Below are 14,621 nucleotides of genomic sequence, written 5' to 3' on the forward strand. Positions count from 1 at the left end.
GTTATGTTACGTAATGTAATTAGGGCTACTTTTACGGTTTGCGTAATTTTTTAATGCTTCGATGCTAATGCCGTGAACGCTGTTTATGATTCGACAGCAGCGTAAACCACAAGCTCAACCAGCATTTCTTCACGCGCTAAACCTGCTACAACAACGGCTGCACGGTTAGGGAAAGGGGCGTTGAAGTATTCTGCGTAAACTTGGTTGACGGTAGCAAGGTAGCTGCGGTCGGTAACATAAATCAGCACTTGTAATACCGCATCGGTAGAAACGCCTGCGCATTCAAGGGTATGAACTAAATTATTCATGGTTTGACGTGTTTGCACTTCAATACCACCTTCAACAACGACGCCTTGCTGATCAATTGGGATTTGTGCTGTATACAATGTACCGTTATTCACGACAGCCCACTCTAAAGGTGCTTTAGATGCGAAAAGCTCTGTTTTTACTGGTTTTTTTGCTGATTGGGCTGGCATGTTTAACTCACTATGTTGCGCGAATGTTTCGAAGTGGTTAAATCATGCACAAAAAATAGTGATAAATCTAACGCTTTATTTTTGACAATTGATAAGTTTTATTTATCAATAGGGGAGGGTTGAAGTTCGGTTGCTTACAAACGAGTAAAAAAAGGATGCGTTGAGAAATGGATATTAAGCTGCAGCAGTTAAAATATTTTGTACTGGTAGTGGATGAAGGCGGATTTCGTGCAGCTTCTAGCAAGGCAAACCGTTCTCAAGCTGCCCTATCAACGGCAGTGAAAGAACTCGAGAAAATTCTGGGACAAACATTGTTTGAAACGGGGCATAAAGTGAAGCTCACCCCGTTTGGCGCAATATGTTTACCTAAGATCCGGCAGTTCTTAAATCATTATCAGAGTTTAACGTGTGATCTAAGTGCAGCTGCTGCTGGGCAGTTAGGGCAAGTGCGTATTGGCAGTATCCCTTCTGTTGCAGCCAAGCTAATCCCGAAAGTATTGGCGGCTTTTACGGCGTGTCATCCGCAGGTGGAAGTGTCATTAATTGATGATAATGCGGCAGGTGTTGAGTTACGGCTACTCGCTGGTGAGGTTGATCTTGCATTGGGGAATTGCTTGCATATTAATGATAGTCGTATTGATTTCACGCCCTTAATTTCAGACCCATTAGGCGTGGTGTGTTTATCCGATCATCCGTTAGCAGCATTTAAAAGTGGACTAAAGTGGCAGCAACTTGAAGCCTATCCCTTTATAAACAACGGTACCTGCACATTATTGGCACCGACCCCTGCACGGGTGCTAGCAGAGAGTGCTTTGTATTCGGTTGAAAATATTACCTCGCTATTTTCAGTATTAGAGCTGGGCATTGGTATCACTACATTGCCTAAGTTGGCTTTTCCAACCAATGAAAAAGAATTGGTGTGGATTCCATTGAACGATCCTGTCGTGGAACGGGAAATTGGTATTTTTCGATTGCTCGATCGCCATATTTCACCACAAGCACATGCCTTTTTTATTTTATGCCAGCAAGAGCTAATGTGTCAGCAAGCGTCAAGGGCAGTATAGTGCCGTGATATGACACTAAGAAAAGCCTCGTACTGTTCTAACTATCAGTCTGCTCAATAATTACATTGATTAAGTTGTGCAGCTGGCTTTAAGAATGTTGGTTTTTGTGAGGCTTATCAGATTGTGATTGGCTCTATTTACGCGTAGCGAATTGTATTTACAAACCAGAGCTTTTTGCCTTGAGGTGTCACTACTTCAAACTCTTCATCAACCTCTTTCTTTAATAACGCACGTGCCATTGGTGAATCAATCGAAATGTAGTCATTTCTGCCATAGATTTCATCCGGACCAACGATACGGAATGTTTTCTGTTCGGCTTCTTCATTTTCAATTTCAACAAATGCGCCAAAGAACACTTTGCCATCTTGCTGAGGGGAGTAATCGACGACTTTGACTACTTCGAGACGCTTGCGCAAATAACGCACTCGGCGGTCGATTTCACGCAGGCGCTTTTTATTATATTGATAGTCAGCGTTTTCACTACGATCACCTAAGCTTGCAGCCCAAGTGACTTTCTTGGTTATCTCAGGACGTTCTTCTCGCCAAAGGAAATCGAGCTCTTTTTTGAGTTTGTCATAACCTTCACGGGTAATTAAATTGGTTTTCATTGTTCGCCCTATACCGTCAGCGAGTATTTCGCAGATTGATTTAGATAATTTTTACATTCTGGTTCATAGTATGGGTAGTGATTTAGAAAATTTCTATCATTTAAGGTAACTTAGGTACTGTTTCATTTGTGGTTACATATGTTAAATGTATGAAAAAATCCCCGATGTATAATAAACAGAAATACCTAGTTACAATTTACGGTTACATTTAGCGGCGAAATTAAGCTTCTGTCAGGTTGACTCGAGTAAGATACGCGCACAACTCGATAACACGATCGATGCAGGTAAGGTGAGATATGCAGGAAAATTATAAAATTCTGGTTGTTGATGACGACATGCGTTTACGCGCATTATTAGAACGTTACTTGTCGGAACAAGGTTTCCAAGTACGTAGTGTCGCAAACGGCGAGCAAATGGACCGCTTGTTATCCCGTGAAACATTTCACTTAATGGTGCTAGATTTAATGCTACCAGGTGAAGATGGCTTATCTATTTGTCGTCGCTTACGTAATGCTAATAGTGTGCTACCGATTCTGATGCTGACCGCAAAAGGCGATGAAGTTGATCGTATTGTGGGGTTAGAAGTTGGCGCCGATGACTATTTGCCAAAACCGTTTAATCCGCGTGAATTGCTGGCTCGTATTCGTGCCGTGTTACGCCGCCAGACCATTGAAGCACCTGGTGCCCCAAGTATTGATAGCAAAATCGTTGAGTTTGGTGAATTCCGTTTGAATTTAGGCACGCGCGAGATGTTCCGTGGTGAAGAGCCGATGCCGCTAACCTCTGGCGAATTTGCGGTATTAAAAGCGTTAGTGACCAATTCACGTGAACCTATGTCGCGTGATAAATTAATGAATATGGCGCGTGGTCGTGAGTATTCTGCGATGGAACGTTCTATCGATGTGCAGATTTCTCGTTTACGCCGAATGGTTGAAGAAGACCCAAGTCGTCCTCGTTACATTCAAACAGTATGGGGTTTAGGTTACGTTTTCGTTCCCGATGGCAACGAGAAGTAAACTATGCGAATCTCTCCCCGCAGTACATTTACCCGTACGCTTGTTCTATTATCTGGCTTGCTTATAGCAAGTCAGGTTTTCTCGTATTTGACCGTGCTTAATTACGCCCTCCTTCCCAGTTTACAGCAATTTAATCGCATTATTGCGTATGAAGTGCGCTTGATGTTGAAAGAGGATCTGGATCTCGATGATGGTGAAACTTTTCACTTAGAACAGCCAGTGCGTCGCCAGTTGCTTGCTCAACTTGGCGTGACATTGCATTCAGTCGATGACCCAGACCTTAAAGAATATAACAGTGCCACAGAAATCGAGTATCTCAGTGACGAAATGACGGATGAACTTGATGTTAAAACGGAAGTTCGTTTGGTGTTGGGGGCTGAAAGTTATGTGCTGTGGATGAAATGTGATGCGATGCCTGGTTATCTTATGCGGATCCCATTATCGGAACTGCAAGAAGACGATTTCTCACCGCTGTTTCCCTATAGTCTGATCATTGCCTTTATGGTGATTGCGGGGGGCTGGTTATTTATTCGAATACAAAACAGACCATTGGTTGAGTTAGAACGGGCTGCATTATTGGTTGCTCGTGGCGAGATCCCTCCCGTTTTACCTGAACAAGGGGCATCAGAGATCCGAGCGGTAACTAAAGCCTTTAATCAGATGGCTGAGGGAATTAAACAGCTTGAGGATGATCGTGCTTTATTATTGGCAGGGGTAAGCCATGATTTACGCACACCGTTAACCCGTATTCGTTTAGCCACTGAAATGATGTCACCAGAAGACAGTTATTTAGCTGATGGCATGACCAAAGACACTGAAGAGTGTAACGAGATCATCAGTCAGTTTATGGATTATTTGAAATCAACTAAAAAGCCGGCGATGGAAGATATCGACTTGAACTTCTTGCTGCAAGAAGTAGCAGAAAGTGAAGGCGGGTACGAGAACGAAGTTGAACTTGGATTGAATGATATCCCGGGGCGTATTGAGGCGAATGCAGTTGCGATGAAACGCTGTGTTGCTAATTTAGTAGTGAATGCACTTCGCTATGGCAATGGCTGGGTTAAAATTTCAAGTGGTACATCTGCAGATCGAAAATCAGCATGGTACTGTGTGGAAGATAATGGCCCTGGGATTCAAGAAGATCAGGTCTCTCGTATGTTCCAGCCTTTAACCCGTGGTGACTCTGCTCGCGGTAGTGATGCTGAAGGTACTGGGTTAGGTTTAGCCATCGTGAAACGGATTATCGACCAACACGATGGGGTGATTACCGTGACAAATCGCAGTGACGGTGGTTTGAAAGTTCAGATCACCTTGCCTTTGGTTAGGTAAAATCAAAAGGTAATCGACATAAAAAAACGCGCATTATGCGCGTTTTTTTATGTGTCGTTTACCAGTCTATAAGACTTAGTCTGCGTTTTTCTTCTCTTCGGGAAGTACAAGGTTTAGGATAATTGCAGTGATACCACCAGCAGCCATGCCTGACGATAAAATACCTTTCACCCAATCAGGCATAAATTGCAAAATTTCAGGTTTCTGAGCAATACCCAGCCCCATAGAGAAAGATAACGCCATAATAAGAATGGCACGGCGGTCTAGCTCACAACGCGAGATAATACGAATACCCGAAGCAGCGATTGTACCGAACATCACAATCGTTGCACCGCCCAATACTGGCTCTGGAATTAACTGAACAAGGTTTGCAACCCCAGGGAATAAACCGAGCAACACCAACATACCTGCAACGAAATATCCGATATAACGACTCGCCACACCCGTTAACTGAATGATGCCGTTATTTTGGCTAAAGGTTGAATTAGGGAAGCTATTCAATACTGATGCGATGGCAGAATTAATCCCATCGGCTAATACGCCACCTTTAATACGTTTCAGATAAATCGGGCCAGCAACAGGTTGTTCCGAGGTTTCTGATGTCGCGGTAATATCGCCAATTGCTTCAAGTGATGTAATCGCAAAAACGATCACTAGCGGAATAAGCAGTCCCCAATCAAAGCTCAGCCCATATTGCATCGGCATTGGAATCGCAATGAAAGCACTTTGCGTTTCTTGAGGGGCATTTAGCATACCTGTGAACCAAGCTAATACCGTACCTGCTGCCATTGCGATTACAATCGAAGAGACGCGTAAGTAAGGGTTTTTGACGCGGTTTAGTAACACTATTAGGCCTAATACTGTGCCCGCAAGCATCAAGTTTTCAAGGCTACCAAAGCTACCGTCGTTAATCGCGGCATAACCACCACCCACCGATGTTAGACCTATCTGGATAAGAGTTAGGCCTATTAGGGTGACAACGATACCTGATACCAGTGGTGTGATAATACGCTGTGCATGTTGCAGTACGCGTGAGATGAATACTTCAGTCAATGAAGCCACCAGAATGGTACCGAAGATAGCAGCCATCATCGTTGGAACATCAGCGCCACCGGCTTTTAATGCTAAACCGGCACCAATGATAGGGCCTAAGAAATTGAAACTGGTACCTTGAATGGACAGTAAACCTGAGCCAATAGGGCCAAATGTACGTATTTGGATAAATGAAGCAATACCAGAGGCGAATAAAGACATACTAACAATGGTGTTGGTATCGCTTGCAGGTAAACCCAGAGCCTGACAGATAATCAACGACGGTGTGATCACTGCGACAAACATAGCCAGTAAGTGTTGAGTGGCCGCAAACAGTGTTTGTGGTAGCGGTGGTCGATCTTCTAAACGGTAAATGAGATCTGAATTTCTTGGTATTTCAATGTCACTATGCTGGCGGGTCATGGCCGTTTTATTCCTTAAGCTTACTTCTTAATCCCGATCGAATGCGCTGAATGGGCATTGATACGTGAATGCTGGATATATCTGTGATTGCTGTTACTCAGATCCAAACGAACACAAGGAGAAGTGAAAGTGGGTGAAATTTGTGCGCTATTGTAATTATCTTGCCGCAAATAGCAAACGTTTGCTTTGTTTGTTGATGATTTATTTTTCTTTCTCGATAAAACAGCATCAGTAAGCTAAAAAAGTAGCTAATGGGCTAGAGGCGAGATTTTTACAGGTGTGCCGAGATCACAGTGAGAAATAGAAAGGCAGTAAGAGGCATAAAGCCAGCGGAATAACATAATGTTTACATGCTTTCGTGATGATTTTTCAACAAGGCTGCGTTAATTGATTAGAACGCTGCCTTGTATGAGTGAGAGAAATGACTTGAGTGCATTAGGCGTTTGAGTAATTTTCTCGTTGTCCTAACCAGCGCTGTACAATGGCTTTGGCATTGTTGGGATATTGTTCGTGAATGTAGCGTGCCAGTTTCTGTACCTGTGGGATCAAGTGTTGGTCTCGTACCAGATCGGCAATTTTAAAGTCAGCAATACCGGTTTGTTTGGTGCCAAGCAACTCTCCTGGCCCTCGGATTTCGAGGTCGCGCTGAGCGATAACAAAGCCATCACTACTATCGCGCAATACGCCCAGCCGTTTCTGCGCGGTTTTGGATAATGGTGCGTGGTACAGCAAAACACAGTGGCTCGCCACTTTACCACGACCAACCCGACCACGTAGCTGGTGGAGCTGTGCTAACCCTAAGCGTTCAGGGTTTTCAATCACCATTAAGCTAGCGTTCGGTACATCTACCCCGACTTCAATCACCGTTGTTGCGACCAATAGCTGTAACTCTCCGGCTTTAAAGCGGCGCATAATCTCTTGTTTTTCGGCTGCTTTCATCCGACCGTGCACTAATCCCACGTTTAATTCGGGCAGTTGGGCGGTCAGCTCATCGGCGGTATCAGATGCCGCTTGGGCTTCTAATACTTCAGACTCATCGATAAGGGTGCATACCCAATAGGCTTGACGCCCTTCATTTTGACAAGCTGAACGAATACGCTCTACGATGGCAGCGCGGCGAGTATCGGGTAGTGCGACGGTTTGAATGGGTGTACGGCCTGGTGGTAATTCATCAATGACCGAGGTTTCAAGATCGGCATAAGCCGTCATCGCGAGTGTGCGTGGAATCGGGGTTGCGGTCATGATGAGCTGATGCGGGTAACGCCCTTCATTTGCCCCTTTTTCTCGTAGCTCTAAACGTTGATGCACCCCAAAGCGGTGTTGTTCATCAATAATGACTAACGCTAAATTTTTGAAGGTGACATGATCTTGAAATAAGGCGTGTGTGCCGACCACCATTTTTGCTTCGCCACTTTCAATGCGTGCTAATTCTGTTTCGCGGGCTTTACCTTTGAGTTTTCCTGCCATCCAGCCGACTTGAATGTCCATTGGATTGAACCATTGAGCAAAGTTTTGGACGTGCTGTTCAGCCAACAGTTCTGTTGGTGCCATTAGGGCGACTTGAAAACCATGTTGAATCGCATGTAAGGCGGCGAGTGCGGCAACCAATGTTTTACCTGAACCTACATCACCTTGTACTAAACGCATCATGGGTAATGGTTTTATGAGGTCAGCTTCAATGTCTGCCATTACGCGTTGTTGGGCGTTGGTTGGGCTGAACGGTAAACTTGCCAATAACTTTTCTTTCAGGTTATCTGCTGGGTTATTACATGCAGATAATGGCCACGCACTATGTTGTTGGCTTTTACTGCGAACGGCCAACATCGATAAGTTTTGGGCTAACAACTCTTCGAGGATTAACCGATGTTGTGCTGGGTGTTTGCCAGCTTCGAGTTGATCGAGCGAAACATCAGGTGTGGGGCGGTGCATTACGTGAAGCGCCTGTGTCATGGTCATCTGTCGGTCGTATAAACCTTCAGGCAGTAATTCTGTGACGGCTGATTTGTCGAGTAAATTCAATGCTTGGTCGGTCAGGTTTCGCAGTGTGAGCTGGCGTAGCCCCTCTGTGGTTGGGTAAACCGGCGTGAGGTTTTCTTCACCAGTGAGTGACGCCGATTCTGCAAACACCGAGTAATCAGGGTGAATGATTTCCAACCCAAATTTACCGCGTTTAATTTCGCCAAACGCTTTAACTTGCTTACCTTCAGCCAAGTTATTTTGCATTGCTGCATTGAAATTGAAGAAGCGTAATGTTGCAGAACCACTATTGTCGGCAATGCGGACCGTTAGCATACGACGTTTACCAAACGTAATGCTGCTATTGAGCACTTCGCCTTGAACAGCAATGTGTTGACCGGGCATCGCCTGAGCAATTGGCCAGATACGAGTACGATCTTCATAGCGGAGGGGCAGGTGAAAAAGCAGATCTTGAACCGATGTTAGACCGACTTTTTCGAGCTTCTCTGCCATTTTAGCCCCAACACCAGACAGCTCTGTCAGGGCGATGGTTTCTAATAATTGTCCGCTCATTGCTTATGTTGATCCTTTATTCTTTTATTTGTTCTTTTTAGGCTCGATAGCCTGCATGGTCGCCCACCAGTTGTCATCAGCCACAATCTGACCTTTATCATCAAGTGGTGGATAAGGTAGCCCTTTTCGGCGAGCAACTTTTGCTAACACAGGATGACCGCGTTCAAATAGAATGCGATGAACCACCTCGTTTGGCAATAAGGTTTTTTCGCGTTCGTACATTCCGGCATTTTGACGCTGGCGCTGTGCTTCATACAAGATTAATGCACTTGCCACCGAGACATTCAAAGACTGTACCATGCCAACCATAGGGATGATGATATCTTGATCGGCCATCGCCAATGCTTCAGCAGTGATCCCATTTTTCTCACCGCCAAAGATAATTGCCGTCGGCTTGGTGTAGTCTACATCACGAAAATCAATTGCCGTATCTGACAAGTTGGTTGCTAATACCTGCATCCCTTGCGCTTTTAGGTGCGTGATGGCATCGACCATATTGTCGTGGGTATCGAGTTCAACCCAGTTACGCGCGCCGGCTGACGTATGGCTGAGTACGCGCATATTTTCTTTTGGCCAAACAGCATGCACTTTATGGACACCCACAGCATCAGCGGTGCGGATAATGGCAGAAACATTATTTGGTTTGTGTACTTCTTCCATGCAAACCGTTAAATCTGGTTGGCGAGTGGCGAGTACTGAATGAATACGTTGGTAACGATCAGGAGTCATAATATCTTTTTTATCTAAACCATAAAGAAAACGCCCGTAAACGGGCGTCTGTTTTATCTTAGAGAGATGAAATATGAGTGTATGGCACTCTCATGATTTCATGTCTACTGATTAGTTCTTTTGTCGTGCCACACGTACAACATTTGGCATCACACGAATATGTCGCATAATCTTGGCCAAATGAATACGGTTCTTAGTCGTGAGACGAACAGTGATGGTGTATAAACGGCCATCTTTTTCTTCTGTTGCCAAACCTTGAATATTAGAACCCGTTGCTGCAATGGTATTGGTTAAATCAGCCAATGCACCTTGGTGGTTCTGCATATCCACTTTTAGGGTGGTTACAAATTCATGTTCGAAGTCTTCACTCCATTCAACAGGCATATACTTATCAGGTTCACGCTGGTAGCCACGAATGTTAGAACATTCTTCGCGGTGGATAACCAAGCCTTTACCAGGGCTAACATGTGCCATAATTGCATCGCCCGGCAGTGGGTGACAACAATTGGCAAAGGTCATTAAAATACCATCGGCGCCACGAATCGGCATCCGACGACCGGTATTAGCATCTGTAGAGTGGTTGTCTTCAGTATTACCAAGTAAGCGGCGTGCTACAACAATGCTCATTAACTCACCTAAACCAATTTCAACCAGTAAATCATCTGATGTTTCTAGACGCTGGTCGGTCAGTAGTTGTTGTAGGCGGGTTGGATCAACTTGGTCGATATTCAGTTCACCAAGTGCATGGTTGATTAGGCGTTTACCCAATGTAATGGACTCTTCACGACGCATGGTTTTAAGAACCTGACGGATCTTCGTACGTGCACGGGCTGTCACTACATAGTTAAGCCATGCTGCATTAGGGCGAGCCCCGGGCGCACTGATAATATCAACGGTCTGACCGTTTTTCAGTGGCTTGCTTAATGGATAAGGTTGACGATTGACGCGCGAACCGACACAGGCATTACCTACGTCAGTGTGTACTGCATATGCGAAGTCAACGGCCGTTGCACCGACAGGCAATTCAACGATTCTGCCTTTTGGCGTGAAGACGTAAATTTCATCTGGGAACAGATCAGATTTAACGTTCTCAATGAACTCGAATGAACTACCGGCACTTTGTTGAAGCTCAAGTAAACTTTGCATCCAGCGCTGTGCTTTAACTTGAGCGGTTGTGCCAGAGCTTTCGCCATTTTTCTTGTAAGACCAATGAGCAGCAACACCTTTGTCAGCCATCTGGTCCATATCGTCAGTACGAATTTGTACTTCGACAGGTACACCGTGAGGGCCAACTAATGAAGTATGTAATGACTGGTAACCATTGCCTTTAGGGATGGCAATGTAGTCTTTCATGCGGCTTGGGCGCGGCTTGTACAAATTATGTACTTGCCCTAATACTCGATAACAAGTATCTAAATCTTTAACTAAAACACGGAAAGCGTAAATATCCATAATGGAATGGAATCGCTGTTCTTTATTTTTCATCTTGTTATAGATGGAGTAAAGATTCTTTTCGCGGCCTAAGACTTTGCCTTCGATCCCCGCATCCTCGAGACGTCCCTCGATTTCAGCGTGAATCTTATTGATCATTTCTTTTCTATTACCACGTGCAGCAGCAACAACCCCTTTAAGTACGCGATAACGGTTTGGGTATAACGCTTCAAAGCCTAACTCTTCGAGTTCTGTTTTGATGTTATGGATACCTAAACGGTGAGCGAGGGGAGAAAATATTTCTAAGGTTTCGCGGGCAATTCGGCGACGCTTATCTGGGCGTAAAGCACCCAACGTGCGCATGTTATGCGTACGGTCAGCGAGCTTGATGAGAATAACGCGAATGTCATGAGCCATAGCCATGATCATTTTACGGAAATTCTCAGCCTGAGCTTCTTTGCGGTCACGAAACTTAAGTTTATCCAGCTTTGAAACACCATCGACGAGTTCGGCTACGGTATCACCAAAGCGACTTGCAAGGTCTTCTTTTGTGACTTCGGTATCTTCAATAACGTCGTGGAGTAAGGCTGCCATGAGCGTCTCTTGATCGAGGCGCATTTCCGCAAGAATACGGGCAACAGCAATAGGGTGGATAATATAAGGTTCACCGCTTGAGCGGGTTTGCCCTTCATGGGCATCACGCGCAACGAGATACGCCTGCCGAAGAGCCTCAATTTGAGACTCTGGCAGGTATTCGATTGCGACTTCTTTCAGGCTATCAAATAGATACAATTCGCCCGGTTCCCTGAATTAACGGTGGTGGTGGTCGCCTGCAATTGCACTAACAGCAGCTAGTTCTGCCGCTTCTTGCTCTTGCAGTTCCTGACGCTCGCGAGCATCTAGGATATCTTTAGTGATTAGGCCTTCTTCGATTTCACGAAGTGCGATCACTGTGTATTTGTCGTTTTCTTCTGGTACCAATGGATCCTTGCCGCCCGTTTGCAATTGACGCGCACGGCGTGAAGCAATTTGGATCAGGTCGAAACGGTTGCCAATTTTATCAACAGCGTCTTGAACGGTTACGCGTGCCATGGAGGACTCCAGTGGTTATATAATGAGAAAGAAAATTGTATATAAATACTTACTGTTCTGCCAGTAGAGCATTTAGCATACTGTTATATTTAGCAGTTTGCTTGTCTTGCTTCAATCGTTCTGCACGAATAATGGCTTTAAAGTCCATTAACGCAGCATCGAAATCATCATTAACGATAACATAGTCATATTCGTTGTAATGAGAAATTTCAGAACGAGCTTCTTGCATACGACGTGCAATTATGGCTTCACTGTCTTGACCACGAGCATTTAAACGACGCTCTAATTCTTCTTTTGAAGGTGGTAAAATGAAGAGGCTTTTCGCCGCTGGCATTTGTATGCGGATTTGACGCGCACCCTGCCAATCAATATCTAAAAAGACATCAATACCTTTGTTCAGCTGGTCTTCAATCCAAGGGCGTGATGTACCGTAATAATTACCAAATACTTCAGCATGTTCAAGGAATGACTCTTGTTCGGTTAGTTCTGTGAACTCTTCAACACTAATAAAATTGTAATGAACACCATTTTCTTCACCAGGTCGCATACCGCGAGTCGTGTGGGAAACGGATACTTTCATGTCATAGGTCGGGTTAGTTTCAAGTAACGCATTAATCAAACTTGATTTACCAGCGCCACTTGGTGCCGACACGATGTATAGAGTACCTTTGCTCATTGCCTATTTTCACTCAGTGCTAGAAGGGCGCGCAGATTATCACGAACTGCGCAAAATTGAAATTATCTGATTGCTGGAAATTTCATCTTTTATACGGTTAATGCGACTTTATAAGCCGTCAGCTTAAGCCTAGATGGATTTAGGGCTAATTTCAGACTATTCATATTTTAAATTTCAACGCTAAAAAGTGTGATGATGAACCTATAAAGGCAGTATTACTACTGCCTTTATAGGGATGACATAAAGTCACTCACCCACACATTCTGATGATTATTCGATGTTTTGGATCTGTTCGCGCATTTGCTCAATCAATACTTTTAATTCAACAGCAGATGCTGTGATTTCTGTGGTGATTGATTTTGATGCGAGCGTATTTGATTCGCGGTTAAATTCTTGCATCATGAAATCAAGACGGCGACCACATGCGCCACCTTTCTTCATGATTTTTTGTGTTTCTTTAACGTGCGAATCTAGGCGATCTAGCTCTTCAGCGACATCACTTTTTTGTGCCATCATGATCAGTTCTTGCTCAATACGACCAGCATCCAGTTCCACTTTTGCATCTTCAAAGCGGCTGGTTAGACGTTCACGTTGCCATTTAATAATTTCAGGCATTTGTGCGCGTACGTTGGTTGCTTCAGTAGTAATGGCATCAAGGCGTTGAACAATCAATTCCTTCATGTTTTCGCCTTCGCTTGCACGTGCGGCAATAAAATCAGCAATCGCTTCATCAAAACCAATCAACAAATCTTTATTGATCGCATCCAAATCTTGCTCAGGAGCTTCCATGACACCAGGCCAGTTCAACACCTGAAAAGGACCAATATTGCCTTCACCAGCGGTTTCTTTTACCCACTTAGCGGCTTTAATGACTTGCTTCGCTAATTCTTCATTGATAGTGAGTTCACTGCTTGCTGCTTGGTTCGCTTCAAAACGCAGGTTACATTCAACTTTACCGCGAGCTAGGCGCTTACGAAAACGCTCACGTAGTACTGGCTCTAAACTACGGAATTGCTCTGGCATGCGAAGGTACGTTTCTAGATAACGTTGGTTAACTGAACGGATTTCCCAAACGGCAGTGCCCCAATCGCCTTTAACTTCGCGACGAGCATAAGCGGTCATGCTATGAATCATTGGCTGATGGCCCTTTATATAGATGGAATGTAACTACTTATTAAGTTTACTGCTATCGAGCAGGAAGCGTAATAGAAAGAATAGGCGCGTAGTTACAAGATGCGGTGATTATACTCACCATTACTTATAAAAGAAATGAAGCGGAACGTGCACTTGATATTATGGGTTCGGTTCGCGGTCGGGTTTAACGTGCACTGCGAGTGAGAACTGGCTATAATCGCCGGTTAATGTAGCCCAGCGAAAGGTAAACCCCCGATGCGTCCAAGCGGAAGAAGCACTAGTCAAGTACGTCCTATTACGATCACTCGTAATTTCACAGCACACGCTGAAGGTTCAGTATTAGTCGAGTTCGGCGATACAAAAGTAATCTGTACAGCAAGTGTAGAAGAAAATGTACCTCGCTGGTTAAAAGGCAAAGGACAAGGTTGGGTTACTGCAGAATATGGCATGCTGCCTCGCGCGACTCATACGCGTAACCGCCGTGAAGCATCAAGCGGCAAGCAAGGCGGTCGTACAATGGAAATTCAACGCTTAATTGCACGTAGCCTTCGTGCTGCGGTTGATTTAGAAGCGTTGGGTGAACAAATGATCACCGTTGATTGTGATGTAATCCAAGCAGATGGTGGCACACGTACAGCTTCTATTACCGGTGCAATGGTTGCTTTGGTTGATGCAGTCAACTCAATGATTGAGAAAGGCACTCTGAAAAAGAGCCCAATTAAAGGCATGGTTGCTGCTGTGTCGGTGGGTATCTATAAAGGCGAAGCCATTTGCGATCTTGAGTATCTTGAAGATTCAGCGGCTGAAACCGATATGAACGTGGTCATGACCGAAGAAGGTAAGATGATCGAGATTCAAGGGACAGCAGAAGGCGAGGCGTTTAGCCACGAAGAATTACTGGCCATGCTGGCTCTGGCGAAAGACGGCATTGCCGACATCGTCACAATGCAGAAACAGGCATTGGAAAGTTAATTATTAGGCGACTCGATTGAGTCGCTTTTTTTTGTCTGCATTTTGTTGAATGGTGTCCTTTTGACTACATTCGATAGATGTAGCGCGTAATACGTATCACCTATTTATCA

General features: G+C 44.6%; 13 protein-coding genes. 4 read left to right on the plus strand and 9 right to left on the minus strand.

The genetic code is table 11. The annotated features are described in order from the left end of the window. Positions 1-83: 83 nt before the first annotated feature. The gene (locus C9J48_RS16030) at positions 84-476 is read right to left on the minus strand and encodes a RidA family protein (protein ID WP_006233301.1); all 393 of its coding nucleotides are present in this window, start codon (positions 474-476) and stop codon (positions 84-86) included. Between the two features lie 167 nt (positions 477-643). Between C9J48_RS16030 and C9J48_RS16035 the strand changes: the two genes are divergently transcribed. Next, a complete protein-coding gene (locus C9J48_RS16035; RefSeq protein ID WP_006233302.1) occupies positions 644-1,540 on the plus strand; it encodes a LysR family transcriptional regulator in 897 nt (298 codons plus the stop codon). A gap of 137 nt (positions 1,541-1,677) precedes the next feature. Here C9J48_RS16035 and greB read toward each other — a convergent pair whose 3' ends face one another. Next, positions 1,678-2,148 carry a transcription elongation factor GreB gene (gene greB, locus C9J48_RS16040; protein WP_006233303.1) on the minus strand — a complete coding sequence of 157 codons (471 nt, stop codon included), beginning with the start codon at positions 2,146-2,148 and terminating at the stop codon, positions 1,678-1,680. 296 nt (positions 2,149-2,444) lie between these two features. On the opposite strand from greB, the gene ompR reads away from it, so the two are divergent. Beyond that, a complete protein-coding gene (gene ompR / locus C9J48_RS16045; RefSeq protein WP_006233304.1) occupies positions 2,445-3,164 on the plus strand; it encodes an osmolarity response regulator transcription factor OmpR in 720 nt (239 codons plus the stop codon). A gap of 3 nt (positions 3,165-3,167) precedes the next feature. Next, positions 3,168-4,493, plus strand: coding sequence for a two-component system sensor histidine kinase EnvZ (gene envZ / locus C9J48_RS16050; RefSeq protein ID WP_006233305.1), 1,326 nt, complete (start codon positions 3,168-3,170; stop codon positions 4,491-4,493). A gap of 75 nt (positions 4,494-4,568) precedes the next feature. On the opposite strand, the gene C9J48_RS16055 is transcribed toward envZ, so the two are convergent. From C9J48_RS16055 to C9J48_RS16085, 7 genes are all read right to left on the minus strand, one after another. Beyond that, positions 4,569-5,948, minus strand: a complete 1,380-nt coding sequence (locus C9J48_RS16055; protein WP_006233306.1) for a uracil-xanthine permease family protein — start codon at positions 5,946-5,948, stop codon at positions 4,569-4,571. 435 nt (positions 5,949-6,383) lie between these two features. Then, on the minus strand, positions 6,384-8,477 hold the full coding sequence (recG, locus tag C9J48_RS16060; RefSeq protein ID WP_006233307.1) for an ATP-dependent DNA helicase RecG: 2,094 nt from the start codon (positions 8,475-8,477) through the stop codon (positions 6,384-6,386). A 24-nt stretch (positions 8,478-8,501) separates the two neighbouring features. Then, positions 8,502-9,206 (minus strand): tRNA (guanosine(18)-2'-O)-methyltransferase TrmH, encoded by a 705-nt coding sequence (gene trmH / locus C9J48_RS16065; RefSeq protein ID WP_006233308.1) that lies wholly within the window; start codon positions 9,204-9,206, stop codon positions 8,502-8,504. Positions 9,207-9,317: 111 nt separating this feature from the next. Next, positions 9,318-11,429, minus strand: a complete 2,112-nt coding sequence (gene spoT, locus C9J48_RS16070) for a bifunctional GTP diphosphokinase/guanosine-3',5'-bis pyrophosphate 3'-pyrophosphohydrolase (RefSeq protein ID WP_006233309.1) — start codon at positions 11,427-11,429, stop codon at positions 9,318-9,320. A gap of 18 nt (positions 11,430-11,447) precedes the next feature. After that, the gene (rpoZ, locus tag C9J48_RS16075) at positions 11,448-11,729 is read right to left on the minus strand and encodes a DNA-directed RNA polymerase subunit omega (RefSeq protein ID WP_006233310.1); all 282 of its coding nucleotides are present in this window, start codon (positions 11,727-11,729) and stop codon (positions 11,448-11,450) included. Positions 11,730-11,778: 49 nt separating this feature from the next. Further along, positions 11,779-12,405 (minus strand): guanylate kinase, encoded by a 627-nt coding sequence (gmk, locus tag C9J48_RS16080; protein ID WP_006233311.1) that lies wholly within the window; start codon positions 12,403-12,405, stop codon positions 11,779-11,781. 270 nt (positions 12,406-12,675) lie between these two features. Next, on the minus strand, positions 12,676-13,539 hold the full coding sequence (locus tag C9J48_RS16085; protein ID WP_006233312.1) for a YicC/YloC family endoribonuclease: 864 nt from the start codon (positions 13,537-13,539) through the stop codon (positions 12,676-12,678). Positions 13,540-13,794: 255 nt separating this feature from the next. Between C9J48_RS16085 and rph the strand changes: the two genes are divergently transcribed. Next, a complete protein-coding gene (gene rph, locus C9J48_RS16090; RefSeq protein ID WP_006233313.1) occupies positions 13,795-14,511 on the plus strand; it encodes a ribonuclease PH in 717 nt (238 codons plus the stop codon). Positions 14,512-14,621: the final 110 nt, after the last annotated feature.

The sequence above is a fragment of the Photobacterium profundum genome (assembly GCF_003026285.1).
GTDB lineage: Bacteria > Pseudomonadota > Gammaproteobacteria > Enterobacterales > Vibrionaceae > Photobacterium > Photobacterium profundum.